The organism is Shinella yambaruensis (assembly GCF_050859155.1).
Taxonomy (GTDB): Bacteria; Pseudomonadota; Alphaproteobacteria; order Rhizobiales; family Rhizobiaceae; genus Shinella; species Shinella yambaruensis.
Map to the genome: position 1 here is coordinate 4,095,794 of NZ_CP150638.1, position 24,512 is coordinate 4,120,305.

General features: G+C 66.6%; 25 protein-coding genes. 13 read left to right on the forward strand and 12 right to left on the reverse strand.

The window, feature by feature from the left end; genetic code table 11:
* Positions 1 to 32: 32 nt before the first annotated feature.
* The 6 genes from WMC41_RS19990 (at position 33) to WMC41_RS20015 (ending at position 5,956) form a co-directional block, all read left to right on the forward strand.
* Entirely contained in the window at positions 33 to 926 is an 894-nt protein-coding gene (locus WMC41_RS19990) for a LysR family transcriptional regulator (RefSeq protein ID WP_432345915.1), read from the forward strand.
* Positions 927 to 1,075: 149 nt separating this feature from the next.
* Complete coding sequence (gene rlmN, locus WMC41_RS19995; protein ID WP_064331876.1) at positions 1,076 to 2,314, forward strand: 23S rRNA (adenine(2503)-C(2))-methyltransferase RlmN; 1,239 nt, start codon at positions 1,076 to 1,078, stop codon at positions 2,312 to 2,314.
* Between the two features lie 218 nt (positions 2,315 to 2,532).
* Positions 2,533 to 3,486 (forward strand): ABC transporter substrate-binding protein, encoded by a 954-nt coding sequence (locus WMC41_RS20000; protein WP_272807060.1) that lies wholly within the window; start codon positions 2,533 to 2,535, stop codon positions 3,484 to 3,486.
* Between the two features lie 126 nt (positions 3,487 to 3,612).
* Positions 3,613 to 4,491, forward strand: a complete 879-nt coding sequence (locus WMC41_RS20005) for an ABC transporter permease (protein ID WP_432345917.1) — start codon at positions 3,613 to 3,615, stop codon at positions 4,489 to 4,491.
* Positions 4,491 to 5,285: an ABC transporter ATP-binding protein gene (locus WMC41_RS20010; protein ID WP_244769170.1), complete on the forward strand. Its 795-nt coding sequence runs from the start codon at positions 4,491 to 4,493 to the stop codon at positions 5,283 to 5,285. The genes WMC41_RS20005 and WMC41_RS20010 overlap by 1 nt, the downstream gene beginning before the upstream one ends.
* A gap of 59 nt (positions 5,286 to 5,344) precedes the next feature.
* Positions 5,345 to 5,956: a DUF1287 domain-containing protein gene (locus WMC41_RS20015; protein WP_432345919.1), complete on the forward strand. Its 612-nt coding sequence runs from the start codon at positions 5,345 to 5,347 to the stop codon at positions 5,954 to 5,956.
* A 6-nt stretch (positions 5,957 to 5,962) separates the two neighbouring features.
* Here WMC41_RS20015 and WMC41_RS20020 read toward each other — a convergent pair whose 3' ends face one another.
* Both WMC41_RS20020 and WMC41_RS20025 read right to left on the reverse strand, forming a co-directional pair.
* Positions 5,963 to 6,604, reverse strand: coding sequence for a LysE family translocator (locus WMC41_RS20020; protein ID WP_244769168.1), 642 nt, complete (start codon positions 6,602 to 6,604; stop codon positions 5,963 to 5,965).
* A gap of 147 nt (positions 6,605 to 6,751) precedes the next feature.
* Complete coding sequence (locus tag WMC41_RS20025; protein WP_432345921.1) at positions 6,752 to 7,603, reverse strand: SDR family NAD(P)-dependent oxidoreductase; 852 nt, start codon at positions 7,601 to 7,603, stop codon at positions 6,752 to 6,754.
* Between the two features lie 184 nt (positions 7,604 to 7,787).
* Here WMC41_RS20025 and WMC41_RS20030 point away from each other — a divergent pair, with 184 nt between their 5' ends.
* Positions 7,788 to 9,011, forward strand: coding sequence for an argininosuccinate synthase (locus WMC41_RS20030; protein WP_244769166.1), 1,224 nt, complete (start codon positions 7,788 to 7,790; stop codon positions 9,009 to 9,011).
* Positions 9,012 to 9,082: 71 nt separating this feature from the next.
* Here the strand turns inward: WMC41_RS20030 and WMC41_RS20035 are convergent, their stop codons facing one another.
* The 4 genes from WMC41_RS20035 to WMC41_RS20050 form a co-directional block, all read right to left on the reverse strand.
* A complete protein-coding gene (locus WMC41_RS20035) occupies positions 9,083 to 10,300 on the reverse strand; it encodes a multidrug effflux MFS transporter (protein WP_432345923.1) in 1,218 nt (405 codons plus the stop codon).
* The gene (locus tag WMC41_RS20040; protein WP_244769164.1) at positions 10,297 to 10,782 is read right to left on the reverse strand and encodes a MarR family winged helix-turn-helix transcriptional regulator; all 486 of its coding nucleotides are present in this window, start codon (positions 10,780 to 10,782) and stop codon (positions 10,297 to 10,299) included. The genes WMC41_RS20035 and WMC41_RS20040 overlap by 4 nt, the downstream gene beginning before the upstream one ends.
* A gap of 288 nt (positions 10,783 to 11,070) precedes the next feature.
* Positions 11,071 to 12,462, reverse strand: a complete 1,392-nt coding sequence (locus WMC41_RS20045) for a sensor histidine kinase (protein WP_432345925.1) — start codon at positions 12,460 to 12,462, stop codon at positions 11,071 to 11,073.
* On the reverse strand, positions 12,459 to 13,133 hold the full coding sequence (locus tag WMC41_RS20050; RefSeq protein ID WP_064331887.1) for a response regulator: 675 nt from the start codon (positions 13,131 to 13,133) through the stop codon (positions 12,459 to 12,461). The genes WMC41_RS20045 and WMC41_RS20050 overlap by 4 nt, the downstream gene beginning before the upstream one ends.
* 78 nt (positions 13,134 to 13,211) lie before the next feature.
* On the opposite strand from WMC41_RS20050, the gene WMC41_RS20055 reads away from it, so the two are divergent.
* The 5 genes from WMC41_RS20055 (at position 13,212) to WMC41_RS20075 (ending at position 17,779) form a co-directional block, all read left to right on the forward strand.
* Entirely contained in the window at positions 13,212 to 14,279 is a 1,068-nt protein-coding gene (locus tag WMC41_RS20055) for an ABC transporter substrate-binding protein (protein ID WP_380686142.1), read from the forward strand.
* Positions 14,280 to 14,496: 217 nt separating this feature from the next.
* The gene (locus WMC41_RS20060; protein WP_432345928.1) at positions 14,497 to 15,441 is read left to right on the forward strand and encodes a Bug family tripartite tricarboxylate transporter substrate binding protein; all 945 of its coding nucleotides are present in this window, start codon (positions 14,497 to 14,499) and stop codon (positions 15,439 to 15,441) included.
* The gene (locus tag WMC41_RS20065) at positions 15,438 to 15,923 is read left to right on the forward strand and encodes a tripartite tricarboxylate transporter TctB family protein (RefSeq protein WP_432345930.1); all 486 of its coding nucleotides are present in this window, start codon (positions 15,438 to 15,440) and stop codon (positions 15,921 to 15,923) included. Before WMC41_RS20060 ends, WMC41_RS20065 begins: the two co-directional genes overlap by 4 nt.
* Positions 15,924 to 15,933: 10 nt before the next feature.
* Positions 15,934 to 17,451 carry a tripartite tricarboxylate transporter permease gene (locus WMC41_RS20070; RefSeq protein WP_244769159.1) on the forward strand — a complete coding sequence of 506 codons (1,518 nt, stop codon included), beginning with the start codon at positions 15,934 to 15,936 and terminating at the stop codon, positions 17,449 to 17,451.
* Positions 17,452 to 17,614: 163 nt separating this feature from the next.
* Positions 17,615 to 17,779: a hypothetical protein gene (locus tag WMC41_RS20075; protein ID WP_024270181.1), complete on the forward strand. Its 165-nt coding sequence runs from the start codon at positions 17,615 to 17,617 to the stop codon at positions 17,777 to 17,779.
* Between the two features lie 178 nt (positions 17,780 to 17,957).
* On the opposite strand, the gene WMC41_RS20080 is transcribed toward WMC41_RS20075, so the two are convergent.
* Entirely contained in the window at positions 17,958 to 19,076 is a 1,119-nt protein-coding gene (locus tag WMC41_RS20080; protein ID WP_272807069.1) for a DUF475 domain-containing protein, read from the reverse strand.
* 389 nt (positions 19,077 to 19,465) lie between these two features.
* Here WMC41_RS20080 and WMC41_RS20085 point away from each other — a divergent pair, with 389 nt between their 5' ends.
* On the forward strand, positions 19,466 to 21,526 hold the full coding sequence (locus tag WMC41_RS20085; RefSeq protein WP_432345933.1) for a M3 family metallopeptidase: 2,061 nt from the start codon (positions 19,466 to 19,468) through the stop codon (positions 21,524 to 21,526).
* Between the two features lie 26 nt (positions 21,527 to 21,552).
* Here the strand turns inward: WMC41_RS20085 and WMC41_RS20090 are convergent, their stop codons facing one another.
* The 5 genes from WMC41_RS20090 to ccmA all read right to left on the reverse strand — a co-directional run bounded on the left by WMC41_RS20090 (position 21,553) and on the right by ccmA (position 24,475).
* The gene (locus WMC41_RS20090) at positions 21,553 to 22,170 is read right to left on the reverse strand and encodes a DsbE family thiol:disulfide interchange protein (RefSeq protein ID WP_432345935.1); all 618 of its coding nucleotides are present in this window, start codon (positions 22,168 to 22,170) and stop codon (positions 21,553 to 21,555) included.
* Positions 22,167 to 22,334 carry a heme exporter protein CcmD gene (gene ccmD / locus WMC41_RS20095; RefSeq protein WP_244769155.1) on the reverse strand — a complete coding sequence of 56 codons (168 nt, stop codon included), beginning with the start codon at positions 22,332 to 22,334 and terminating at the stop codon, positions 22,167 to 22,169. The genes WMC41_RS20090 and ccmD overlap by 4 nt, the downstream gene beginning before the upstream one ends.
* Positions 22,331 to 23,101 carry a heme ABC transporter permease gene (locus WMC41_RS20100; RefSeq protein WP_272807073.1) on the reverse strand — a complete coding sequence of 257 codons (771 nt, stop codon included), beginning with the start codon at positions 23,099 to 23,101 and terminating at the stop codon, positions 22,331 to 22,333. The genes ccmD and WMC41_RS20100 overlap by 4 nt, the downstream gene beginning before the upstream one ends.
* 73 nt (positions 23,102 to 23,174) lie before the next feature.
* On the reverse strand, positions 23,175 to 23,834 hold the full coding sequence (ccmB, locus tag WMC41_RS20105; RefSeq protein WP_272807074.1) for a heme exporter protein CcmB: 660 nt from the start codon (positions 23,832 to 23,834) through the stop codon (positions 23,175 to 23,177).
* A complete protein-coding gene (gene ccmA, locus WMC41_RS20110; protein WP_272807075.1) occupies positions 23,831 to 24,475 on the reverse strand; it encodes a heme ABC exporter ATP-binding protein CcmA in 645 nt (214 codons plus the stop codon). Before ccmA ends, ccmB begins: the two co-directional genes overlap by 4 nt.
* Positions 24,476 to 24,512 lie beyond the last annotated feature (37 nt).

Genomic DNA, 24,512 nt, shown 5'->3' on the forward strand with positions numbered 1-24,512 from the left:
TCATCCTCCTGGGAAAATGCTAGGATCGCGCCATGGCCCGGCCCGATCTCAACCTTCTCGTCACCCTCGACGTGCTGCTCGCCGAAGGCAGCGTCGCGCGCGCGGCGCAGCGGCTGCGGCTCAGCCCTTCCGCCATGAGCCGGGCGCTCGCCCGTCTTCGCGACGTGACCGGCGATCCGCTCCTGGTGCGCGCCGGGCGCGGCCTTGTGCCGACGCCGCGGGCGCTCGTCCTGCGCCAAGCGGTCGGGCGCGTCGTCGAGGAGGCCGAAACCCTGCTGCGGCCGGCCGAACTGCTCGACCCCAAAACCCTCGTGCGAACCTTCACGCTGCGCAACCGCGAGGGTTTCGTCGAGACCTTCGGGCCCGCCCTCCTGGCGTGCGTCGCCCGGGAGGCGCCGGGCGTGAAACTCCGCTTCGTGGCGAAGCCCGACAAGGAGAGCACGCCTTTGCGGGACGGCGCGGTGGATCTCGAAACCGGCGTGATCGGCAGCACGACAGGGCCGGAAGTACGGGCGCAGGCACTGTTTCGCGACCGGTTCATCGGTGTCGTGCGTAAAAAGCATCCGCTCACCGAAGGCCCGGTGACGCCTGAGCGTTATGCAGGCGGAACGCACATCCTCGTCTCCCGACGGGGACGCGATGGCGGCCTAGTCGACGAGGCGCTCGCCCGGCTCGGCCTGGCGCGCCGCATCGCCGTCACCGTCGCGAGCTTTTCCGAGGCTTTGGCACTCGCCCGGGACTCGGACCTCGTCACGGAGGTGCCGGAGCGCTATACGGCGCGGCTGCGGGAGGGCATGGCGGACTTCGCCCTGCCGCTTGCCCTGCCCGAGCACACCGTCTCCATGCTCTGGCATCCACGCGTCGATGCCGATCCGGCCCATCGCTGGCTGCGGGCGTGCCTGCGCGCCGTCTGCACGGAGAGGTGACTTTCCGCCGGAACAGTGCTAAAGGGCCGGCAACCGGGCCGCAAGCCGCGTTTTCAGACGCTCCTGGCCCCCAATGAACTTCTATCGAGCATGGACCGCTTGCGGCGCAGGAACCTGCGCCGGCGTGCCATGATCTTGAGGATGACCCGATGGCAAGCATGGACTTTCTCAACACGGCCGAGCCCGTCAAGGCGCCGCTGGTGCGCACCCTTCCCGCCGCTGAAAAGCCCTCGCTGATCGGCCTTTCGCGCGAGGAGATGGGCCGCGCGCTCGTCGAAAAGGGCGTCAACGAGCGCCAGGTGAAGATGCGCGTCAGCCAGCTCTGGCACTGGCTCTATGTGCGCGGCGTTTCCGATTTCGACGACATGACCAATGTCTCCAAGGACATGCGCGAAATGCTGAAGACGCATTTCACCATCGCCCGCCCCGAGATCGTCGACGAGCAGATCTCCAGCGACGGCACGCGCAAATGGCTCTTGCGTTTTCCCCCGCGCGGCGCCGGCCGGCCAGTCGAGATCGAGACCGTCTATATTCCCGAGGAAGGCCGCGGCACGCTCTGCATTTCCAGCCAGGTCGGCTGCACGCTCACCTGTTCCTTCTGTCACACCGGCACGCAGAAGCTGGTGCGTAACCTGACGGCCGAGGAGATCCTCTCGCAGCTGCTGCTCGCCCGCGACCGGCTGGGCGATTTCCCGGACCGCGACACGCCGGCTGGCGCCATCGTACCGGCGGAAGGGCGCAAGGTCTCCAACATCGTCATGATGGGCATGGGCGAACCGCTCTACAATTTCGAGAGCGTCAAGACGGCGCTGCTGATCGCCACCGACGGCGACGGCCTGTCACTCTCCAAGCGCCGCGTGACGCTGTCGACCTCGGGCATCGTGCCGGAGATCTATCGAACCGGCTCGGAGATCGGCGTCATGCTGGCGATCTCGCTGCATGCCGTGCGCGACGACCTGCGCGACATGCTGGTGCCGATCAATAAAAAGTATCCGCTGAAGGAGCTGCTCGACGCCTGCCGCGCCTATCCGAGCCTGTCGAACGCCCGGCGCATCACCTTCGAATATGTGATGCTGAAGGACGTCAACGACACGCTGGAGGACGCCAAGCTGCTGGTGCAGCTGCTGAAGGGCATTCCTGCGAAGATCAACCTCATCCCCTTCAATCCCTGGCCGGGCACCAACTACCAGTGTTCCGACTGGGAGCAGATCGAGCGTTTCGCCGATTTCATCAACCAGGCCGGCTACGCCTCGCCGATCCGCACCCCGCGCGGCCGCGACATCCTCGCCGCCTGCGGCCAGCTGAAATCGGAATCCGAGCGCATGCGCAAGGTCGACCGCATGGCCTTCGAGGCGATGATGATCGTCGGGCACGGCGAGGACGACTGAAAGGCCCCTCATCCGGTTGCGCCGGGGCCGCGTCCTCCCGAGGTGAGAACCTCTCCTCCGGCATGCTCGGGCTCGACCCGGGCGTCCACGCCGCGGGTGCCGACACTTTGCCGCACCCATCTCATCATGAATTGTGATTGAAGCAGTCGATTCCGAGAATTGATTTGAAGGCACGTTTTGCCTAGAACCGGCCTAAAATCATTCTAGGGAGACCATCCATGCGCCATCTTCTGCTCGCTTTCGCGGCGACGCTCGCGATTTCGCTGCCGGCCAAGGCCGAGGACGTCACGGTTGCCGTGACCGCCATCGTCGAACATCCGGCCCTCGACGCCGCCCGTGACGGCGTGAAGGAAGCGCTGGAGGCCGCCGGCTACAAGGAAGGCGAGAACCTGAAGTTCCTCTACGAATCGGCGCAGGGCAACCCCGCGACGGCCGCGCAGATCGCCCGCCAGTTCGCCGGTGAAGACCCGAGCGTCATCGTGCCGATCTCCACGCCCTCCGCCCAGGCCGTGGTTTCCGCGACGAAGGACATCCCGATCGTCTTCACGGCCGTCTCCGACCCGCTCGGCGCGCAGCTCGTCAGGGACATGGACAAGCCCGGCGGCAACGTCACCGGCCTTTCGGACATGTCGCCGGTCGCCGAGCACATCGCGCTGATCCAGGAAATCCTGCCCGAAGCCAAGACGGTCGGCTACCTCTACAATTCGGGCGAGGCGAACTCCGTCTCGCTGCTCGCCGTCTTGAAGGAAGAAGCCGAAAAGGCCGGCCTGACAGTCGTCGAATCCGCCGCGACCAAGTCCGCCGAAGTCCAGGGCGCCGCCCGCGCGCTCGTCGGCCGTGCCGACGCGATCTATATCCCGACGGACAACACGATCATCTCGGCCCTCGAAGGCGCGGTTGCCGTCGCCGAGGAAGCCAAGCTGCCGCTCTTCACCGCCGACACGGATTCCGTTTCGCGCGGCGCCATCGCGGCGCTCGGCTTCAACTACAAGGACGTCGGCAAGCAGACAGGCGAGATCGTCGTGCGCATCCTCAAGGGCGAGACCCCGGGCGACATCGCCGTGAAGGTTGCCGCCGGCACCGACCTCGTCGTCAATAAGGGCGCGGCTGCCAAGATGGGCGTCACGCTTCCGGAAGCCGTCGTCGGCCGTGCGACCCGCGTGATCGAATAAGCCCGGGTTATCCGGACATTCCCAATCGGAATCAACCGCTGCCGGATCGCCCGGCAGCGGTTGATCTGTTAAGAAGACCCCTCCCGCGGAAAATGCGGAACGGGTGACAAAGAGAAAGCCGAAACCGTGAGCCTGATTGCCTTCTGGGGTGCCGTCGAACTGGGGCTGGTCTATGCCTTCGTCGCGATCGGCGTCTACCTTGCCTTCCGCGTGCTGGATTTTCCGGACCTGACGGTGGACGGCTCGTTTCCGCTCGGCGCGGCCGTCGCGGCCGTGCTGATCATCGCCGGCGTCAACCCGTGGATCGCCGCGGCGGTCGCCATGGTGGCCGGCGCCATTGCCGGCCTCGTCACGGCGACGCTGAACGTGCGCTTCCGCATCCTCAACCTGCTCGCCTCGATCCTGACCATGATCGCGCTCTTCTCGGTCAACCTGCGCGTCATGGGCAAGCCGAACGTCGCGCTGATCAATGCCGACACGATGATCAGCCCGTTCTTCGGCCATGGGCTGCGCGATTTCTATGTCCGCCCGCTCTTCGTCGGCATCCTGGTCGTCGTCGCGGTCGTGGTCGTCTGGCGCTTCCTGGAAAGCGATGCCGGCCTCTCGATGCGCGCGACGGGGGCGAATGCCCGCATGGCCCGCGCGCAGGGCGTTAACACCAACCGCCAGATCTATCTCGGCATCGCGCTCTCCAATGCGCTCGTCGCACTGGGCGGTGCGCTCTTCGCCCAGACGAACGGCTTTGCCGACGTCACTTCGGGCGTCGGCACCATCGTCGTCGGCCTTGCCGCCGTCATCATCGGCGAGACGCTGTTCGGCGCCAGGGGCATCCTCATCGCGCTGATCGGCTGCGTGCTCGGCTCGATCCTCTACCGCATCGCCATCCAGCTCGCGCTCTCCTCCGACGTGCTCGGCCTCCAGGCCTCCGACCTCAATTTCGTGACGGCCCTGCTCGTCACCGTGGCGCTCGTCCTGCCGCGCCTTCGCCGCGGGGGAGCCGCCTGATGATCTCCGTCTCCGATATCAAGGTCGTCTTCGGCAAGGGCACGCCGCTGCAGAAGCAGGCGTTGAACGGCGTCAGCCTCACCATCGAGGAAGGCCAGTTCGTCACCGTCATCGGCTCGAACGGCGCCGGCAAGTCGACGCTGCTCGGCGTTCTCGCCGGCGACGTCATCGCCACCGAAGGCCAGGTCAAGATCGGCACGACGGACGTGACCCGCCAGGGCACCGCCGCCCGCGCCGGCCGCGTCGCCCGCGTCTTCCAGGACCCGCTGACCGGCAGCTGCGGCGCGCTCTCCATCGAGGAGAACCTTGCGCTCGCCGCCCGCCGCGGCGAACGGCGCGGCCTTGCCTCCGCCCTCGGTCCCCAGCGCCGCGCACTTTTCCGCGAGCGCATCGCCGAACTGAACCTCGGCCTCGAAAACCGCATGCGCGACCGGATGGACCTGCTCTCCGGCGGCCAGCGCCAGGCCGTCTCGCTCGTCATGGCGACGCTCGCCGGCTCCGACGTGCTGCTGCTCGACGAGCACACCGCGGCGCTCGACCCCGGCATGGCCGAGTTCATCATGACCCTCACGCAGAAGATCGTCTCCGAGCGCAAGCTGACGACGCTGATGGTGACGCACTCCATGCGCCAGGCGCTGGACTACGGCCACCGCACCGTCATGCTGCACGGCGGCGAAATCGTTCTCGACGTCTCCGGCGACAGCCGCAAGACGCTGCAGGTCGAGGACCTGATCGCCATGTTCCGCAAGATGCGCGGCCAGACGCTGGACGACGACGCGCTGCTGATCGGCTGAGGCGCCACCAAAGCGCCCGATTCCCTGCGCAGCGTGCGGCGTCGGAGAAGGAGGCGCCCATGCTGTTTCGTCGCGCGCTGCTTGCAGGCGGCCTGGCCTCGGGGGCCGCCCTCGTTTTGCCGGCGGGCTTGCGGGCACAGCCAGCCGAAGACGACGCGCAAAAACTCGTGGCGGCGGCGCGGCGACAGATCGGCGTTACGCTGACCTATGATCCCGCCTATTCCCGGCTGGACTATCCCGGCGGCGACGTGCCGCGGGAGCGGGGCGTGTGCACCGACGTGATCGTGCGCGCCTATCGCGACGGCCTTGCCGTCGATCTCCAGGTCCTCGTGCACGAGGACATGCGCAAGGCCTTTTCCGCCTATCCGCCGCTCTGGGGCCTGAAGCGCACCGACCGCAACATCGACCATCGCCGCGTGCCGAACCTGCAGACCTTCCTGAAGCGGGCGGGTGCCGCCCTGCCGGTCAGCAGGGACGGCGCGGACTACCGGCCGGGCGACATCGTCTCGCAGATGCTGCCGGGCAACCTGCCGCATATCGGCATCGTGGCGGACGACCGCAGCGCCGACGGCGCGCGCCCCCTCCTCGTGCACAATATCGGTGCCGGGGCGCGGCTGGAGGACGTGCTCTTCGCCTATCCCCTCACCGGCCACTACCGCTATCGGGTGTGACCCTGCTCAGCGCGCCTGCGTGAACAGGATCTTTGCCGCGAAGACGGAGAAGACGCCGGCAAACGTATAGTCGATGCCGCGCAGCACCCTGGGGTTCTGCTGGAGCCAGGACGCCAGCTTGTCGGCGGCGAGGATCACCAGGATGTTCACGGGAATGCCGACGACGATGAAGAACAGGCCGAGGAAGATCAGCTTGCCGGTGACATCGGGATCGCCCGCGCTGATGAACTGCGGCAGGAAGGTCATGAAGAAGATGATGACCTTCGGATTGAGCAGGTTCACCCAGAAGCCGCTGGAAATATTGGCCAGCGCCGTGCCGCGCGGCCCCGCCGTCGCCTTGACGGAGAGGCTGGAGCCGTAGCGGATCGCCTGGATGGCCAGCCACAGGAGATAGGCGGCGCCACCGGTCTTCAGCATCAGGAAGGCGGTCGGCGAGGCGGTGATGAGGGCGGAGATGCCGAAGGCGACCAGCAGCGTGTGCACCACGATGCCGAGGCTGGTGCCGGCCACCACATAGAGCGCCGGCCCGCGCCCCTGCGAGAGCGCACGGCTGATCGACAGCGTCATGTCGGGGCCGGGCGTCATAGCGAGCAGCAGGCTCGCGGCCGTGAAGGCGAGAAGCGTCGGAAGCGTGGGCAGGAAGTCCATGGTGAAGCCCTGAAAGCCGGAGGAAGTGAGAAACCTCTAATCCGGCTTTCCGGAAAATGCCAATCAAAGTCTATGATCGGCTGTAACGGCGATCCTTTGTCACCCGCCCTCCGCCATGACGGGATGCCTGGGCAAGGCTCGCCGGCATCAGGCGCCTTCGACGAAGGCGCGGAACTTTTCGGCATAGTCCTTGTGCCAGCGCGACAGCGGCGGACGGTTCTCGATCACGTCGCCGATCGCCCAGGCCATGCGGCGCTCGTCGAGCGCGCGCGGCACGTCGTTGTCCGGGCACAGGATGTAGAAATCGCCGCGCTCCAGGCTCTCCATCATGAAGGCGACGGTCTGGGCCGGCGTCCAGGCGGCATCCGGCTTCTCCGTCCGGTCGCCCTTCGTCAGCTCTGTGAAGACGAAACCGGGGATCAGGAGATGGGCCGAGAGCCGGGCCCCCGCCGTATTGCGCAATTCGTGCTGGAGCGCCTCGGTGAAGACCTTCACGCCGGCCTTGGAGACATTGTAGGCGGGGTTGCCGGGCGGCGTGGTGATGCCCTGCTTGGAGCCGGTGTTGATGATGAGGCCCGCTTCGCCATGGGCCAGCATGTTCGGGCCGAAGACCTGCGTGCCGTGGATGACGCCCATCAGGTTGACGGCGAGGATATGGTCCCAGTTCGCCTCGGCGCTGAAGATGGAGGTGTCCGGCTGGATGCCGGCATTGTTCATCAGCACATGTACGCGCCCGAAACGCTGCAGCACGGCGCGCTCCAGCGCCTCCAGCTCATGCCGGTGCGCGACGTCCGTCTCCACGGCCATGACATTCGCCTCGCCGGCAATGGCCTCGAGTTCGGCGCGCGCCTCGCCCAGCCGGTCGGCGTTGAGATCGGCGATGGCGATGCACATGCCGGCCTCGGCGAAGCGCCGTGCTGCGGCAAGGCCGATGCCGGCCGCGCCGCCCGTGATGACGGCGACATTGGATTCCTTGATGATGTCTCGCATGTTCGTCATGGGATCATCCCCTTCAATGGTCCACTCAGGGAAATATGGGACCTGCGCCGGCCGGGTCAAATCACCCTTGCGTCACGTCGCGTCGGCACGCGCCCTTGCGTCACGCGCCAATCTCGCTAAAAGTGCCGCGATACCGGGCCTTCGCGGGTTTGCCGCGCCCCTTCATGCAACGGACCTCATCACCATGGCATCACATAAAGACGTGAAGAAAGTCGTGCTGGCCTATTCGGGCGGCCTCGACACCTCGATCATCCTGAAATGGCTCCAGACCGAACTCAACGCGGAAGTCGTGACCTTCACCGCCGATCTCGGCCAGGGCGAAGAACTGGAGCCGGCGCGCAAGAAGGCCGAGATGCTCGGCATCAAGGAGATCTTCATCGAGGACGTGCGCGAGGAATTCGTGCGCGATTTCGTCTTCCCGATGTTCCGCGCCAATGCCGTCTACGAGGGCGTCTACCTGCTCGGCACCTCGATCGCCCGCCCGCTGATCTCCAAGCATCTCATCGAGATCGCCGCCAAGACCGGCGCCGACGCCATCGCGCACGGCGCGACCGGCAAGGGCAACGACCAGGTCCGCTTCGAGCTGTCCGCCTATGCGCTGAACCCCGACATCAAGATCATCGCGCCCTGGCGCGACTGGTCGTTCAAGAGCCGCACGCATCTCCTGGAATTCGCCGAGCAGCACCAGATCCCGGTCGCCAAGGACAAGAAGGGCGAAGCGCCGTTCTCGGTCGACGCGAACCTCCTGCACTCCTCCTCCGAGGGCAAGGTGCTGGAAGACCCGGCCGTCGAGGCACCGGAATATGTGCATATGCGCACCATTTCCCCGGAATCCGCACCGGACAAGGCGACTATCATCAAGGTCGGCTTCGAGCGCGGCGATGCCGTCTCCATCAACGGGGTGCGCATGTCGCCGGCGACGCTCTTGGCGACGCTCAACAATTACGGCCGCGACAACGGCATCGGCCGCCTCGACCTCGTGGAAAACCGCTTCGTCGGCATGAAGTCGCGCGGCGTCTACGAGACGCCCGGCGGCACGATCCTGCTCGCCGCGCACCGCGCCATCGAGAGCATCACGCTCGACCGCGGCGCCGCGCATCTCAAGGACGAGTTGATGCCGCGCTACGCCGAACTGATCTACTACGGCTTCTGGTTCTCGCCGGAGCGCGAGATGCTGCAGGCGCTGATCGACAAGAGCCAGGAGCATGTCGAGGGCGAAGTGACGCTGAAGCTCTACAAGGGCAATGTCATGGTCATCGGCCGCGAATCGGACAAGTCGCTCTACTCCGACACGCTGGTCACCTTCGAGGACGACCAGGGCGCCTACGACCAGAAGGATGCCGCCGGCTTCATCAAGCTGAACGCGCTGCGCCTGCGTACGCTCGCCGCCCGCAAGCGCCGCGGCTGATCACCGGATCGCGACCAGACCAGAGGCCCGCTGCCGGGAACGGCAGCGGGCCTTTTCGTTTCCGGCAGGCGTTATTCCGCCGGCTCGGCGGCAAGCTGCGCATCGCGGCTGCAGATCGCACGATACCAGGCGTAGGCAAGGATCCCCACCAGGCCCATGGCGGGAATGATGGTGCCGAAGGCGAAGAGCGGCATGCCGATGGCGGCGGCAAGCAGGCCCGCAAGAAAGCCGGCCCCCATCTGGATGAAGCCCATGGCCGCGGAAGCCGAACCGGCGATCTCGGGGAAGGGCTCCATGGCGGCCGTCATCATATAGGGCATGACGAAGGCGATGCCGAAGGCATAGATGCCGACCGGCCCCATGACGCTGAGGAAGCTCGGCGTCAGCAGATGCGACGTGAGCGCGATCAAAATGCTGGCAAAGCCGATGAAGCAAAGGCCGGGCAGCACGATCCGGGCGGGCGCGACCGTGCGCAACAGAAGGCGCACGCAGACCGTGCCGGCGAAGAAGAAACCCGACTGCATGAGCATGCCGACGCCGAACTCCGTCGGCGTCAGGCCGACCGTGCCGATCAGGACGAAGGGCAGCATGGTCGCCTGGCCGTAGAGCGCCCCGACCGCGCCGGCCATGACGAGCGTGGCGGAAACGAAGCGGCGGCTCGTGGCAAGCGCTGCATAGCCGGCAAGGATCGGGCCGATGCGTCCCTTCGCCGGATCCGGCACCGTGGTCTCGGCCATAAAGAAATAGACCGCGCCGCAGGCCGCCAGCGCAAAGCCCACCATCAGGAAGAAGATCGACTGCCAGCCGAACAGGCCGAGCGCGAAACCGCCGAGCGTCGGCGAGACGGCCGGGCCGACGGCGAGCATCATGCCGACCATGTTCATGATGCGGGCGGCCTCGGTGCCGGTGAACTGGTCGCGCACGATGGCGCGCGAGACGGTCATGCCGACCGACGCGCCGATGCCCTGCACGAGACGGCCGGCCAGGAGCACGCCGACGCTCGGCGCGAAGGCCGCCATCAGGCTGCCGGCGAGATAGACGGTCATGAAGATCAGCGTGGTCTTCCGCCGGCCGAGCACGTCCGACATGGTGCCGGAGACGAGCTGCGACAGCGCGAAACCGGCGAAATAGAGCGAAAGCGTCAGCTTGATCGCCGATTCCGTCGAGGAGAAGGCGCGCACCAGCTCAGGCATGGCCGGCGTATAGAGCGCCATGGAAACGGGGCCGAGCGCAACGAGGAAGGCGGCGATGATGCTGGTGCGGCGCTCGCTCATGCGCGGCGTCGTCATCGGCCGGCTTCCTTTGCCAGCACGGGTGCGGCGCCGTCTTCCTCGAGGGCGCAGAGATTCGCGCGCAGCCGCTTCAGCCGGTCGCGCATCAGTTCCAGCTCCTCCGGGCCGATGCCGCTCGTCACATGCTCCATCAGCTCGATCTGCTCGGTGCGGATACTGGCGATGAGGGCGCCCGCGATCGGCGTAGTGAAAATCAGCTTGGCCCGGCGATCGGCCGGGTCGGGGCGGCGCTCGATGTAGCCGAGGCTCTGCAGGCGGTCGAGATAGGTCGAGAGCGTCATCGGCTCGATACCCATGCGCTGGGCGATGTCGAGCTGGCGACTGCCTTCCAGCGTGGCGATGCGCACGAGGGTGCGCGCCTCGCCCGGTGTGAGGCCGAGACCGGCGGTGGCGATGCGGCGCTCGAAGGCGCTGCGCAGCATGCGGGCAACGTCGATGAGGACGAAACCGAGGGCGTCGGGATCGGGTCGAGAGGACATGTTCGCTTTCTGGCTTATTGTAAGCGTAGCTTACTATGCATTGCCGGAAGGAACAACCGCCCAGCTACGGCCACAACGCATGGCTGCCTTGCGAAACGGCAAATTTTGCCGGGCACCGCTCGGATGAAAACAACCGGAATGCTGAAAATTCAACAGGATAGCCAGAATCCTCGACCTGCTATTCGGCATCGTCATGGCTGCCCTGCTTCAAGCTCGGCACTCCTTCCCCGTAGCAGAAGGCAGGGGAGAGGGGCGGTGGCAAGGCACGCATTCCCGGACAGCAGGGTCCTAACCATCCACCGCAGGGAAGCGGATCGTCACGCAGAGGCCCCGGCCGTCCGCACCGCTGTCCAGCACCATCGTCGCATCGAACAGGGCGGCGATTTCCTCCACGATGGGCAGGCCGAGGCCCATGCCCGGCGCATCGCGGTGCTCGCCGCGGGAGAAGCGCTGGCGCACGAGGCCGCGGCGCTCGGGCGGAATGCCGGGACCGTTGTCCTCCACGCCGAGAAGCACGGCATCCGCGGCGCGGCGCACGCGAACCGTCACCTCCGCCCCGTTGCCGGCATAGGCGATGGCGTTTTCCAGGAGATTGCGCAGGAGCTCGCCGAAAAGCAGCGGCTCAGCCCGGGCGAAGGCAGGCCCCTCTCCCTCGAAGCCGAGATCGATGCCGGCCTCGGCGGCCGTGGGCACGCGGTCGGCGGTGAGCTGCTGGGCGAGCGCGGCGATATCGACCGGCGCCGTCTTCTGCGGCTCGTTGGAGCCGGCGGCATCGATCTTGGCCATCAGCAGGAGCTGGGCGAGGATGCGCTCGGCATGGGCGACGGCGGCATCACCCTTGCGGGCGGCCTCCTGCGCCTCCTCCAGCGTGCCGGCGCGGCTCGCCAGCGCGAGCTGGGTGCGGATGATGGCGAGCGGCGTGCGCAGCTGGTGGCTGGCATTGCCGGAAAAATGCCGGAGCGCGTCGAGCGCCGATTGCAGGCGCACCATGAAGGAGTTGACGGTATCGACGAGGCCCTGCACCTCGCTCGGCACGCGCTGCTCGATCGGGTGCAGGTCGTTCGGGCTGCGTTCGGCAATGGCGTCGCTAAGCCTGTAGAGCGGCCGGAGCGACACGGTGACGGCGATCCAGACGATGAGGGCGGCCCCCGCGATCATCATGGCAAGCCGCAGCGCCGACCGCAGCAGGATCGTCTGGGTCAGCTGGCGGCGGGCGATGGTGGTCTCGGCGACGGTGACGGCAAAGGGCACGGAATTGATGCCGGTCGACGCCGAACGCTGCAGCACCGCGATGCGGATCGGCTCGCCGCGGAAGGTCGCATCCGCAAAACCCATCGGCTGGCCCGCCGTCTCCGGGATCGTTGGCAGGGTCTGGTAGCCGGTGATGAACTGGCCGGGTGGTCCGTCTACGCGGTAGAAGACCCGATCCTGCGCGGCCGATGTCAGCATTTCCAACGCGACATAGGGAATGTCCACCTCGAGCGTGCCGTTCTCCGTCACCACGACGCGTTCGGCGATCGCCAACGCGGACCCGGCCAGCACCCGGTCGGAAACCTCGTTCGCCGTCTTGACGGCCTCGTGATAGGTATCGACGAGCGCGACCGTGCCGATCACCGCCGTCGAGACGAGCAGCCAGAGCAGCAGGCGGCGACGCAGCGATGAGGCCGGAAGGAGCGTCAAGCGGCGGGCGCCTTGTCGAGATAGTAGCCGATGCCGCGGGCGGTGCGCACGGTCAGCCCGTGCGGCGCCAGCCTCTTGCGGAGCCGGCTGACATATTGCTCGATGGCATTGGCCGAGAGATCGTCGTCGAAGGCGGCGAGCGATTGCATGATCGCTTCCTTGGCGACCACCTTTCCGGCGCGCATGAAGAGGATTTCGAGCAGGCCGAGTTCACGGGCGGGAATGTCGAGCGGCGCGCCGTCGGCGGAAAAGCTGCGCGAGTTGAGATCGAGCACGACGCCGCCGAAGGTGATCGCCGCCGAACGCAGCCCCGCCTGCCGGCGCAGCAGCATGCGCACGCGCGCCTCGAATTCCGAGATGTCGAAGGGTTTTATCATGTAGTCGTCGGCGCCGAGGTCGAGGCCGCGCACCCGCTCCTCCGGCGCGCCGCGGGCCGTCAGGATCAGGACGGCCGCCTTGCTCCGGCGGGCCCGCATGGCGCGCAGCACGTCGAGGCCGTCCATCTCGGGCAGCGTGAGGTCGAGGATGACGAGATCGAAGCTCTCCGACGCGATGGCGGCATCGGCGGAGGCGCCGTCGCGCACCACGTCCACCGCATGCCCGGTGCCCTTCAGGATGGCGGACAGGCCATCCGCCAGGGCTTCGTTGTCCTCGACCAGCAGAATGCGCACGTCGTTCGTCCTCCCGCCGTGAACTTAACGGCGGGCGGCGCACTTGTGAACGGCCTCGCGCTTTGGCAAGGTCGCCCCATGCGTCTTGTCCTCATGCTTCTCGCGCTCCTGGCGGCGCCCCTGCCCGCATTTTCCGAGCCGGCCTTCTTTCCGGCCCGCAACGGCGATGCGGATGCGCCGGTGCTCGTGGTCTATTCCTCGCTGGACGAACCGCTCGCCCGGCCGATGATCGAGGGCTTCCAGCAGGCCAATCCCGATGTCGCGCTGCGCTATGACGAGATGCTGACCGGCGAGGTCTACGACCGCATCGTGCGCGAGACGGACGCGGGGGAGAAGACCGCCGATTTCGCCTTCTCCTCGGCGATGGACCTCCAGGTCAAGCTCAGCAATGACGGCTATGCCCAGCGCAGCGACCTGCCGATGAGCGACCGCTGGCCGGCCTGGGCCAACTGGCGCAACACCGCCTATGCGCTGACCTTCGAGCCCGCCGTCTTCGTCTACCACAAGCCGAGCTTCAAGGACGAAAAGCCGCCGGCCTCGCGCGCCGAGTTCGTCGACTACCTCAAGCGGCAGGGCGAGACGGTCTACGGCCGCATCGGCACCTACGACATCGAGCGCTCCGGTGTCGGCTTCCTCTTCATGGCGCGCGACCAGGAGCAGTTCGGCGACATCTGGACGGTGATCCAGGCCATGGGGGCTGCGGGTGTGAAGCTCTATTCCACCAGCTCGGCCATCCTGGAGCGCGTCGCCGACGGACGCTTCGTGCTCGGCTACAACATCCTCGGCTCCTATGCGGCGGACTGGGCCTCGCGCCATCCCGATGTCGGCATCGTGCTGCCGAAGGACTATACCGTCGTCATGTCGCGCATCGGCCTCGTGCCGCAGGCCGCCGCCTCCCCCGAGCTCGGCCGGCGCTACCTTGCCTTCTTCATGTCGAAGGAGGGCCAGACGATCATGGCCCGCGAACTGCAGATCGCCGCCGTCAGCCCCGAAGTGTCGGGCACCAACACGGCGCGCACGATGAGCGCGCTGCTCGGCGCGCAGCTCAAGCCCGTACCGGTGAGCCCGGGCCTGATGGTCTATCTCGACCAGGTGAAGCGGGCCCGGCTGATCGCCCGCTGGAACGAGGTTCTGCGCACGCAGTAGCGTGAAGCGCGACCGTGCGGCAGCGCAATGTCAGGTAGATGTCAGCTTCCTGTGATGCCTTTGGGCTCTTCATCGTCCGTGGAGGCGGACGGAAGACCGGGAGGAGAATTCTGCCGAGATCGCGCCCGCGGACAGCCGTTCGCGCCGCCACCGGCCGCCCATCCTCCCGCCAGAGGCAACGATGCGCGCAAAGCCGCGCCTGACGGAGGATACACTCTTGAAACACTTCTTCCTGGCATCCCTCATCGCCGGCGCCATGGCGCTTCCGGCGCTTGCCGCCGATTACACGATCATCGCCCCGGCCGGCCCGGGCGGCGGCTGGGACCAGACGGCCCGTTCGCTGCAGACCGTCCTGCAGGACGAGAAGATCTCCGGCAGCGTGCAGGTGGTGAACGTTCCGGGCGCCGGCGGCACGATCGGCCTTGCCCAGTTCGCCAGCCAGAACAGCGGCAACCCGAACGCCCTCATCGTCGGCGGTTACGTCATGGTCGGCGCGATCCTCACCAACCAGTCACCGGTGACGCTCAACGACGTGACGCCGATCGCCCGCCTCACCGGCGAATATGAAGCGATCGTCGTTCCGGCCGCCTCGCCGATCCAGACCATGGACGACCTCGTGACGGCCCTGAAGGCCGATCCCGGCGCGGTTTCCTGGGCCGGCGGCTCGGCCGGCGGCACGGACCACATCACGGCCGGCCTGATCGCCAAGGCCGCCGGCGTCGATCCGACCAAGATCAACTACGTCGCCTATTCCGGCGGCGGCGAGGCGCTTGCCGCCATCCTCGGCAACCAGGTGACGGCCGGCATTTCCGGCTATGGCGAGTTCGAGGCCCAGGTGAAGGCCGGCACGCTGCGCCTGATCGCCATCTCCAGCGCCGAGCGCGTGGACGGCATCGACGCCCCGACCATCAAGGAAGGCGGCCTCGACGTCGTCGTCGAGAACTGGCGCATGGTCGCCGCGGCGCCCGGCCTTTCGGCCGAGCAGGTGGCAGCCATCAACACCGATATCGAGAAGGTTGTGAACTCCGCCGCCTGGCAGGACACGCTGAAGACCAAGGGCTGGCAGAACACCTATCTGGCCGGCGATGCCTTCAAGGAGCAGCTCGAAAAGGACGTCGCCGCGACGGAAAGCATCCTCAAGGACATCGGGCTCGTCAAATGAGCGGGGCCTCCTCCAACGAAAGGCGCCGCCCCGACCGGGCGGCGCTGGTCATCGCTCCCGTCCTCTTCGCCATCGCCGCCTTGATCTGGTGGGATGCCGGGCGCCTTGCGGAGATGAGCAACTATTCCCGCATCGGCCCCGCCACCGTGCCGCATGTCGTTGCCATCGGCCTTGCCCTGCTCGCCGTCTGGACGGGCTTCGAAGCCTGGCGCGGCGACTTCCCGGAGCGCGAGCCGATCGAGGTCAAGCCGGTCGTCTTCATCGTGGCGGGCCTTGCCGGGCAGATGCTGCTGCTCAAGACCGCGGGCTTCTCGATTGCGACGGGCGTGCTCTTCGCCCTGACCGCCTTCGGCTTCGGCCGGCGCAAGCTATGGATCTCGCTGCCGATCGGCATCGCCTTCAGCTTCGTCGTCTACATCATCTTCGGCCGCTTCCTGCAACTCTCGCTGCCCGCCGGGCCGCTGGAACACCTGTTCTTCTGAGGAGCTGACGATGGGTACATTCGAATTCCTGCTGCAGGGCGTCACCATCGCCGCCCAGCCGATGAACCTGCTCTATGCGCTGATCGGCGTGACGCTCGGCACCGCCGTCGGCGTTCTGCCAGGCATCGGCCCGGCCCTCACCGTGGCGCTCCTGCTGCCCGTCACCTACAAGCTCGATCCGGCCGGCTCCCTCATCATGTTCGCCGGCATCTATTATGGCGGCATGTATGGCGGCTCGACGACCTCGATCCTGCTCAACACGCCGGGCGAAAGCGCCTCCGTCGTTACCGCGCTCGAGGGCAACAAGATGGCCCGTGCCGGCCGCGGCGGTCCCGCGCTCGCAACGGCGGCGATCGGCTCCTTCGTCGCCGGGCTCATCGCCACGCTCTGTCTCGCCTTCATCGCGCCCTTCGTGGTCAAGTTCGCGCTCTCCTTCGGCCCGCGGGAATATTTCGCGCTGATGGTGCTCGCCTTCGTCACCGTCTCGGCCGCCTTCGGCGATTCGACGCTGCGCGGCCTAACCGCCCTCTTCATCGGCCTTGGCCTTGCCGTCATCGGCATCGACCAGCAGACCGGCCAGGCGCGGCTTTCCTTCGGCATTCCGGACCTGCTCGACGGCATCGAGGTGACGACGCTCGCCGTCGCCATGTTCGCCATCGGCGAGACGCTCTACGTCGCCAGCCAGGGCGACCGCATCCCCGACAAGGTCGAGGCGGTGAAGGGCTCGGTCTGGATGAGCGCGCAGGACTGGGCCCGCTCGTGGAAACCGTGGCTGCGCGGCACCTTCATCGGCTTCCCGATCGGCGCCATGCCGGCCGGCGGCGCCGATATCGCCAGCTTCCTCTCCTATTCGACGGAAAAGCAGTTCTCCAGCCACAAGGACGAGTTCGGCAAGGGCGCCATCGAAGGCGTTGCCGGCCCGGAAGCGGCGAACAATGCGTCGGCCGCCGGCACGCTCGTGCCGCTTCTCTCGCTCGGCCTGCCGACCACGGCGACGGCGGCGATCATGCTTGCCGGCTTCCAGCAATACGGCCTGCAGCCAGGCCCGCTGCTGTTCGCGACCAATCCGCAGCTCGTCTGGGGCCTTATCGCCAGCCTGCTCATCGCCAATTTCATGCTGCTGGTCTTGAACCTGCCGCTGATCGGCCTCTGGGTGAAGCTGCTGACGATCCCGAAACCCTGGCTCTATGCCGGCATCCTGCTCTTCGCGACGCTCGGCACGATCGGCGCCAACCCGTCGGTCTTCGAGCTCGGCATGCTGCTCGCCTTCGGCTTGCTCGGCTTTGCCATGCGCATCTTCGGCTATCCGATCGCGCCCGTCGTCGTCGGCCTCATCCTCGGGCCGATGGCGGAGCAGCAGCTGCGCCGGGCGCTGGCGATCAGCCAAGGCGACGTCTCCGCGCTCTTCCTGTCGCCGATCGCCGCCGTGCTCTTCGTGCTGGCCATCCTCGCCGTCGTCGTGCCGCTCATCCTGCGCGCCCGCGGCAAGGGCGAAGTGCTCTCGCAGTTCGCGGCCAACGAAGACTGAGCCTTACCGACGGTCCCTCCCGAGACCGAACAGGACGCAGGCCGGAAACACCCGTTTCCGGCCTGCGTCCGTTGCATGGCTGGGCTGAGATTCCGTCGCTTGTCCTTTGAGGCGCGAGACATCATCTTTTGCTCGTAAGCTAAAACAGAAAGCGAGCAATCCAATGACCACCCTCCGCAACTCCTTCGCCCAGGGCTTCTTCGGCCGGGCCTTCGCCGTACTGAGCGCTGCCAATGCAGCCGCCGCGGCTGTCGAAGGGCACCGCCGCCCGAAGGAACGCGACCTGAGAACGCTCGGCATCAACCCCGCCGACTTCCCGCGCGTCTGACGCCGTAGAAAGAATTCCTTGAACGAAAAGGCCCGCTGGTCGCAAGACCGGCGGGCCTTCTGTATTCGGAGCCTCGTCTTCTTCTAGAGCATTTCCAGCCGAAGCGAACTCGCTTCGGCGTCGGATAAAGCGGTAAAGACGAGGAAGCCGGCCGTCGGAACGGCCGGCCGATGGTGCCTCAGGCGCGTTCGCCGAGTTGGGCCGCCACACGGTCGGAGCCGTGCAGGTCGCCATGGCTTTCCCGCGCGCGTTCCCGCTTGTTGTAGCGGATCGACGACCAGAGCGAGATGCCGATCAGCGTCGCGCCGCCAAGGCCGGTGATGACTTCCGGGATGTGCACCAGCGTCTGGCAATACATGACCACCGAGAGGATCAGGATCGCGTAGAACGCGCCGTGCTCCAGGTAGCGGTATTCGGCAAGCGTGCCCTTGTCGACGAGCATGATCGTCATCGAGCGCACATACATGGCGCCGATGCCGAGGCCGATCGCGATGACGAAGAGGTTCTGCGTCAGCGCGAAGGCGCCGATGACGCCGTCGAAGGAGAAGCTGGCATCGAGCACTTCCAGGTAGATGAAGGCGCCGAGGCCGCCCTTGGCCGCTTCCGACATCGCCTTCTGCGAGGCATCGAGCAGGCCACCGACGACTTCCACCGCAAGGAAGGTCAGGAGGCCGTAGATGGCGGAGAAGACGAAGGTGTTGGCTTCCTCGCCCTCGAGCAGGTTCGAGAAGACCAGGATCAGGAGCAGCACGAAGGCGATCTCGATGCCCTTGACGGTGGCCGAGCGGGCCATGTGCTTCTCGATGAAGCCGATCCAGTGCACGTCCTTCTCATGGTTGAAGAAGTAGGTGAGGCCGACCATCATCAGGAAGGTGCCGCCGAAGGCGGCGATCGGCAGATGCGCCTCGTTCATGATGCGGGCATATTCCGCCGGCTCGCGGGCCGCCAGCATGATCGCCTCGAACGGGCCGATGCGCGCCGCGATCACCACGATCAGCAGCGGGAAGACGATGCGCATGCCGAAGACGGCGATGATGATGCCCCAGGTCAGGAAGCGGTGCTGCCACACCGGCGTCATGTCCTTGAGCTTGTTCGCGTTGACGATGGCGTTGTCGAAGGAGAGCGAGATCTCCAGCACCGCAAGCACGGCGCAGATGAAGAAGATCGTCGCCATGCCGGAGAGCGTTCCGGTCGTCTGCCAGCCGAGCCAGGCGCCGAGCACCAGGCCGATGGCGGTGAAGATGAATGCCCACTTCAGGTAGGAAAGAGTGGATTTGCCTTCGCCGTTACCGATCATGACAGCACCTCCTGGGTGGAAGCCACGGTGTTGCGGAAAAGGGAACAACGCATACCGGAAAGGGCATGCGGGTCAGGCATTGTCAGGATTTTCATGTTTTTGAATCCGCCGGCTCGATTGCTGGCGGTACCGACATCACGAGAGCGCCGTAAAACTCTCGCCAGAGGGGCCCGGCACCTAAGTTCACCGCGGCTACCGATGTCCAAGGCCGCGGTTATCCGGTGTTTTCACCGAAGTTGCCGTCCGCGTCAAGGGGCGGGGTGCCGCTTGGCCTACAAATGCCGCAGGCCGCGCGCCGGTTCCGTATTTTAAAGCCGCCACCCTGTACCAACCCCCTTCTCCATTCCTATATTCGCCGCACGGTGATTTGCCAGAAAGGACCAGACCCCATGACCGAAACGCGCATCGATCCCGCCCTCGTCGAGTGGACCGGCCTCAACGGCCTGCCGCGTTTCGATCTCGTGAAGGATGACGCCTTCGCGGACGGGTTTGCCGCCGCGCTCGCCGCGCACGAGGCGGAGATCGACGCCATCGCCGGCAATCCGGAGCCCGCGACCTTCGACAACACGATCGTCGCGCTCGAAACTGCCGGCGACGAACTTTCCCGCGTCTCCGCGCTCTTCTGGAGCCGGGCCGGCGCCAACACCAACGATATGATCCAGGCCCTGGAGCGCGACATCGCGCCCAAGATGGCGCGGCACTATTCGAAGATCGGCACCAATGCGGCGCTCTTCGCCCGCATCGACGCGCTCTGGGAGGGCCGCGAGGCGCTGAACCTCTCGCTGGAACAGACCCGCGTGCTGGAGCGGCACTGGAAGGGGTTCGTCAAGTCCGGTGCCAGGCTGGCCAAGCCGGAGCAGGACCGCCTCGCCGCGATCAACGAGACGCTGGCCGGGCTCGGCGCGAAATTCGGCCAGAACGTGCTGGCCGACGAGAAGAGCTGGGCGCTCCTGCTCGACGAGGGCGATGCGCTCGACGGCCTGCCGGACTTCCTGAAGGACGCCATGGCCGCTGCGGCCCGCGAACGCGGAGAGGACGGCCGCTTCGCCGTCACGCTGTCGCGCTCGATCATCGAGCCCTTCCTCACCTTCTCCGCCCGCCGGGACCTGCGCGAACAGGCCTTTCGCGCCTGGGTGGCGCGCGGCGAGAACGATGGTGAAACGGACAATCGCGGCATCGTCAGGGAAACGCTGGCGCTGCGCGCCGAAAAGGCCGGCCTGCTCGGCTATACGAATTTCGCCGCGCTGAAACTCGACAACACCATGGCCAAGACGCCGGAGGCGGTGAACGGCCTCTTGATGCAGGTCTGGGAAAAGGCCGTGGCGCGGGCGCGCGAGGAAGAGGCGGAGCTCGCCGCCCTCGCCGCGGAGGAAGGCCACAACCACGCGGTCATGCCCTGGGACTGGCGCTATTACGCCGAAAAGCTACGCGCGAAGAAGTTCAGCTTCTCAGAGGCGGAGCTGAAACCCTATCTGCAACTGGAAAAGATCATCGACGCCTGCTTCGACGTCGCCGGGCGGCTGTTCGGCATCCGCGCCGTCGAGAAGACCGTCGTGCCGGTCTATCACCCCGATGTCCGCGTCTTCGAGATCCGCGACCGCGACGACCGGCTCGTCGCCATGTTCCTCGGCGACTACTTCGCCCGCGCCTCCAAGCGCTCGGGCGCGTGGATGAGCGCCTACCAGAGCCAGCACCGCCTGCCGCTCAAGAACGGATCGGTCGGCGAACTGCCGATCATCTACAATGTCTGCAACTTCGCCAAGCCTGCGGAAGGCAAGCCGGCGCTGCTTTCGCTCGACGATGCGCGCACGCTCTTCCATGAATTCGGCCATGCCCTGCACGGCATGCTCTCCGACGTCACCTATCCCTCGGTCTCGGGCACCGGCGTCGCGCGCGATTTCGTCGAACTGCCCTCGCAGCTTTACGAGCACTGGCTGACCGTGCCGGAAATCCTGACGCGCTATGCGGTGCACTACCAGACCGGCGAGGCGATGCCCAAAACGCTGCTCGACAAGGTGCTCGCCGCCCGCACCTTCAATTCCGGTTTCGCGACGGTGGAGTTCACGTCCTCCGCCCTGGTCGACATGGCCTTCCACACGCGCGGCGCCGTCGAGGACCCGATGGCGGTGCAGCAGCAGGTGCTGGAGGCGATCGGCCTGCCGGCATCCATCGTCATGCGCCACGCCACGCCGCATTTCCAGCACGTCTTCTCCGGCGACGGCTATTCGGCAGGCTACTATTCCTACATGTGGTCGGAAGTGCTCGACGCCGACGCCTTCGCCGCCTTCACCGAGACGGGCGATGCCTTCGACCCGGCCATGGCCGCGCGGCTGAAGACCTATATCTACGCCGTCGGCGGCTCGGTCGATCCGGAAGACGCCTACAAGGCCTTCCGCGGCAAGCTGCCGAGCCCGGAAGCGATGTTGGAAAAGAAGGGGCTCGCCGCCTGAGGGCCATTCCGGCCGGGCAGCCTGTCTCAGCCGGCCTGCGCCGGCGCGCCGAGCGCCTTTTCGATGGCGGGATAGAGCCCGTCCTCGAGGCTCCTGTCGTCGAAGGGGCCGACCTTCTTGTAGAGGATCGTGCCGTCCGGCCCGACGAGGTAGGATTCCGGGATGCCGTAGACGCCCCAGTCGATCGCCATCTTGCCGACAGGGTCGAGGCCGATGGCGGAGAAGGGATTGCCAAGCTCGCCGAGGAAGCGCAACGCGTTCTCGCTGCCGTCCTTGTAGTTGACCCCGACGACATTGAGACGCGGATCCTTCGACAGCGCCAGGATGACCGGATGCTCCTGCCGGCAGGGCACGCACCAGGACGCCCAGAAATTGACGAGCGTCAGCTTGCCCTTGCCGCTCTCGGCCGTCAGCGCCGGCACCTGCGCGCCGTCCTTCATCGCCCCCACCAGCGGCTCGAGATCGCGGTAGGGCGCCTTGGTGCCGATCAGCGCGGAGGGGATTTCAGACGTGTTGCGGTTGGGGTCGGTCAGCATGGCAAAGAAGATCGCCGCCATGCCCGCGAAGATCGCCAGGGGAAGCGCCGCAAGGACGAGGCGCGTGCGCTTTCCGCCGCTCTGCGCATCGCCGTCGGTGCTGCTCATGGTTTTTCCCCGCTGCGCGCCGAACGGCGGCGGATGCCCGCCGCTTCGAGCTGCGCCAGCTCACGGTGGCGCGCGCGATGGTCCAGCCAGACCCAGAGGACAAGGCCCGCTACGACGGCGAAGGCGGCGACATAGGACGCCGTGACATAGAAGGCATGGCTCATGCCGCATCTCCCGAACGGCCGGCGGACCGGGCGGCATGCCGGCGCAGCACGGCGATGCGCCGGCGCAGGATCTCGTTGCGCATGGCAAGGACGTGCAGCGTGAAGAACAGGAGCGTGAAGGCGACCGCCATCACGAGGAGCGGCCAGAGGAATTCCGGGTCGATGGTCGGCCCGTCGAGCCGCACGACGCTGGCCGGCTGGTGCAGCGTGTTCCACCATTCGACGGAGAACTTGATGATCGGGATGTTGACGAAGCCGACGAGGATCAGCACGGCGCTGACCTTGGCCGCCCGCGTCGGGTCGTCCATGGCGCGGTTGAGCGCGATCAGGCCGAGATACATCAGGAACAGCACGAAGACGGAGGTGAGCCGCGCATCCCACACCCACCAGGTGCCCCACATCGGCTTGCCCCAGAGCGAGCCGGTGATGAGCGCGACGAGCGTGAAGCAGGCGCCGATCGGCGCGGCCGCCTTGGCGGAGACGTCGGCGAGCGGATGGCGCCAGACGAGCGTGCCGAGCGCCGAAAGCGCCATGACCGTGTAGCACATCATGGAAAGCCAGGCCGCCGGCACATGCACATACATGATGCGCACCGTCTCGCCCTGCTGGTAGTCGCCGAGCGTCGTGAAGGATAAATAGAGCCCCGCGGCGAAAAGACAGAGCGTCAGCCCGGCAAGATAGGGCCAGACGATCGCGACCAGCGCCAGGAACCGGGTCGGGTTGGCGAGGTCGCTGAATTTGCGGATGGCAAGGCTCGGTTCGCTCATGATGGTTCTTTAACGCGGAAGCCCCCCGGCTTCAATTGATCTGCCGCAATCACATTCCCGTCAATTCGTCGCGTCAGTCGCTCGAAAGCCGAAGCGCCGCCGCCGCCGCCACTGGCCCGATGACGGCGAAGAACAGGTTGAGCGCGACGAGGACGAGGAAGGGCGGCAGGAAGGGCGCCGGATCCTCGATCGCCGCATGGACTGCGCTGACGCCGAAGATCAGCACGGGAATGGCGAGCGGCAGAACGAGGATCGACACGAGCAGGCCGCCACGCGGCAGCGCCACGGCAATGCCCGCCCCCGCCGCCCCGATGAAGGTGAGCGCCGGCGTGCCGGCAAGCAGCGTCAGCGTCGTCGCCCCGATCACAACCTCGTCCATGTTCATGAACAGCCCGAGCAGCGGCGAGGCGACGACGAGCGGCAGGCCGGTCGCGATCCAGTGCGCCAGGCACTTGACGAACACGGTCAGCACCAGCGGTGTCTCCTGCATCAGGAGAAGGTCGAGCGATCCGTCCTCGCGCTCGGCCTGGAACAGCCGGTCGAGCCCGAGCAGCGCGGCCAGCAGCGCGCCGATCCAAAGGATCGCCGGGCCGATGCGCGAGAGCAGGTTGAGGTCGGGCCCGACGCCGAAGGGGATGACCGCGACGACCGTCATGAAGAACAGGACGCCGATCAGCGCGCCGCCGCCGGCACGCACGGAGAGTCTGATATCGCGCAGGAGCAGGGACATCATGCCCAGCTCCCCGCATCGACCAGCGCGAACCCGGTCATCTGCAATTCCCGCGCCCCCGTCAGCCCGAGCGGCTGGTGCGTCGCGGCAATAGCGAGGCCGCCGCGGGCAAGATGCGCCATGACGAGGCCGGAAAACATCTCCTCGGCGGCAATGTCGAGCGCCGCCGTCGGCTCGTCGAGGATCCAGACCGGCCGCCAGGCGACGAGCAGCTTGGCCATCGCCATGCGGCGCTGCTGGCCCGCCGAGAGGTAGCCGAACGGCAGGTGGGCGATGCCGCCGAGGCCGACGGCCTCCACCGCCGCATCGACCGCCATGCCCTGTCCGCCGGCAAAGTCGCCGAAGAAGGCCTTCCAGAAGGCGAGATTCTCCTCCACCGTCAGCTCGCGCTTCATCGCATTGCGGTGGCCGAGATAATGCGCGGCCTCGCCGACACGCTCGACCGGGTGCGCTGCAGCAAGAAGTTTCGCCGTTCCCGATTCGGCAGGCAGAAGGCCCGCGAGCACCCGCAGCAGCGTGGACTTGCCGGAGCCGTTCGGCCCCTTGACGACGAGCGCCTCGCCGTCGGCGATTTCGAAGGAAATATCTTGGAAAATCAGGTCCTCGCCGCGCTTGGCACTCAATCCTTCGGCGACGAGCCGCATGATGTTTCACTTTCCCTTACGACCTTGGTCGCAACGC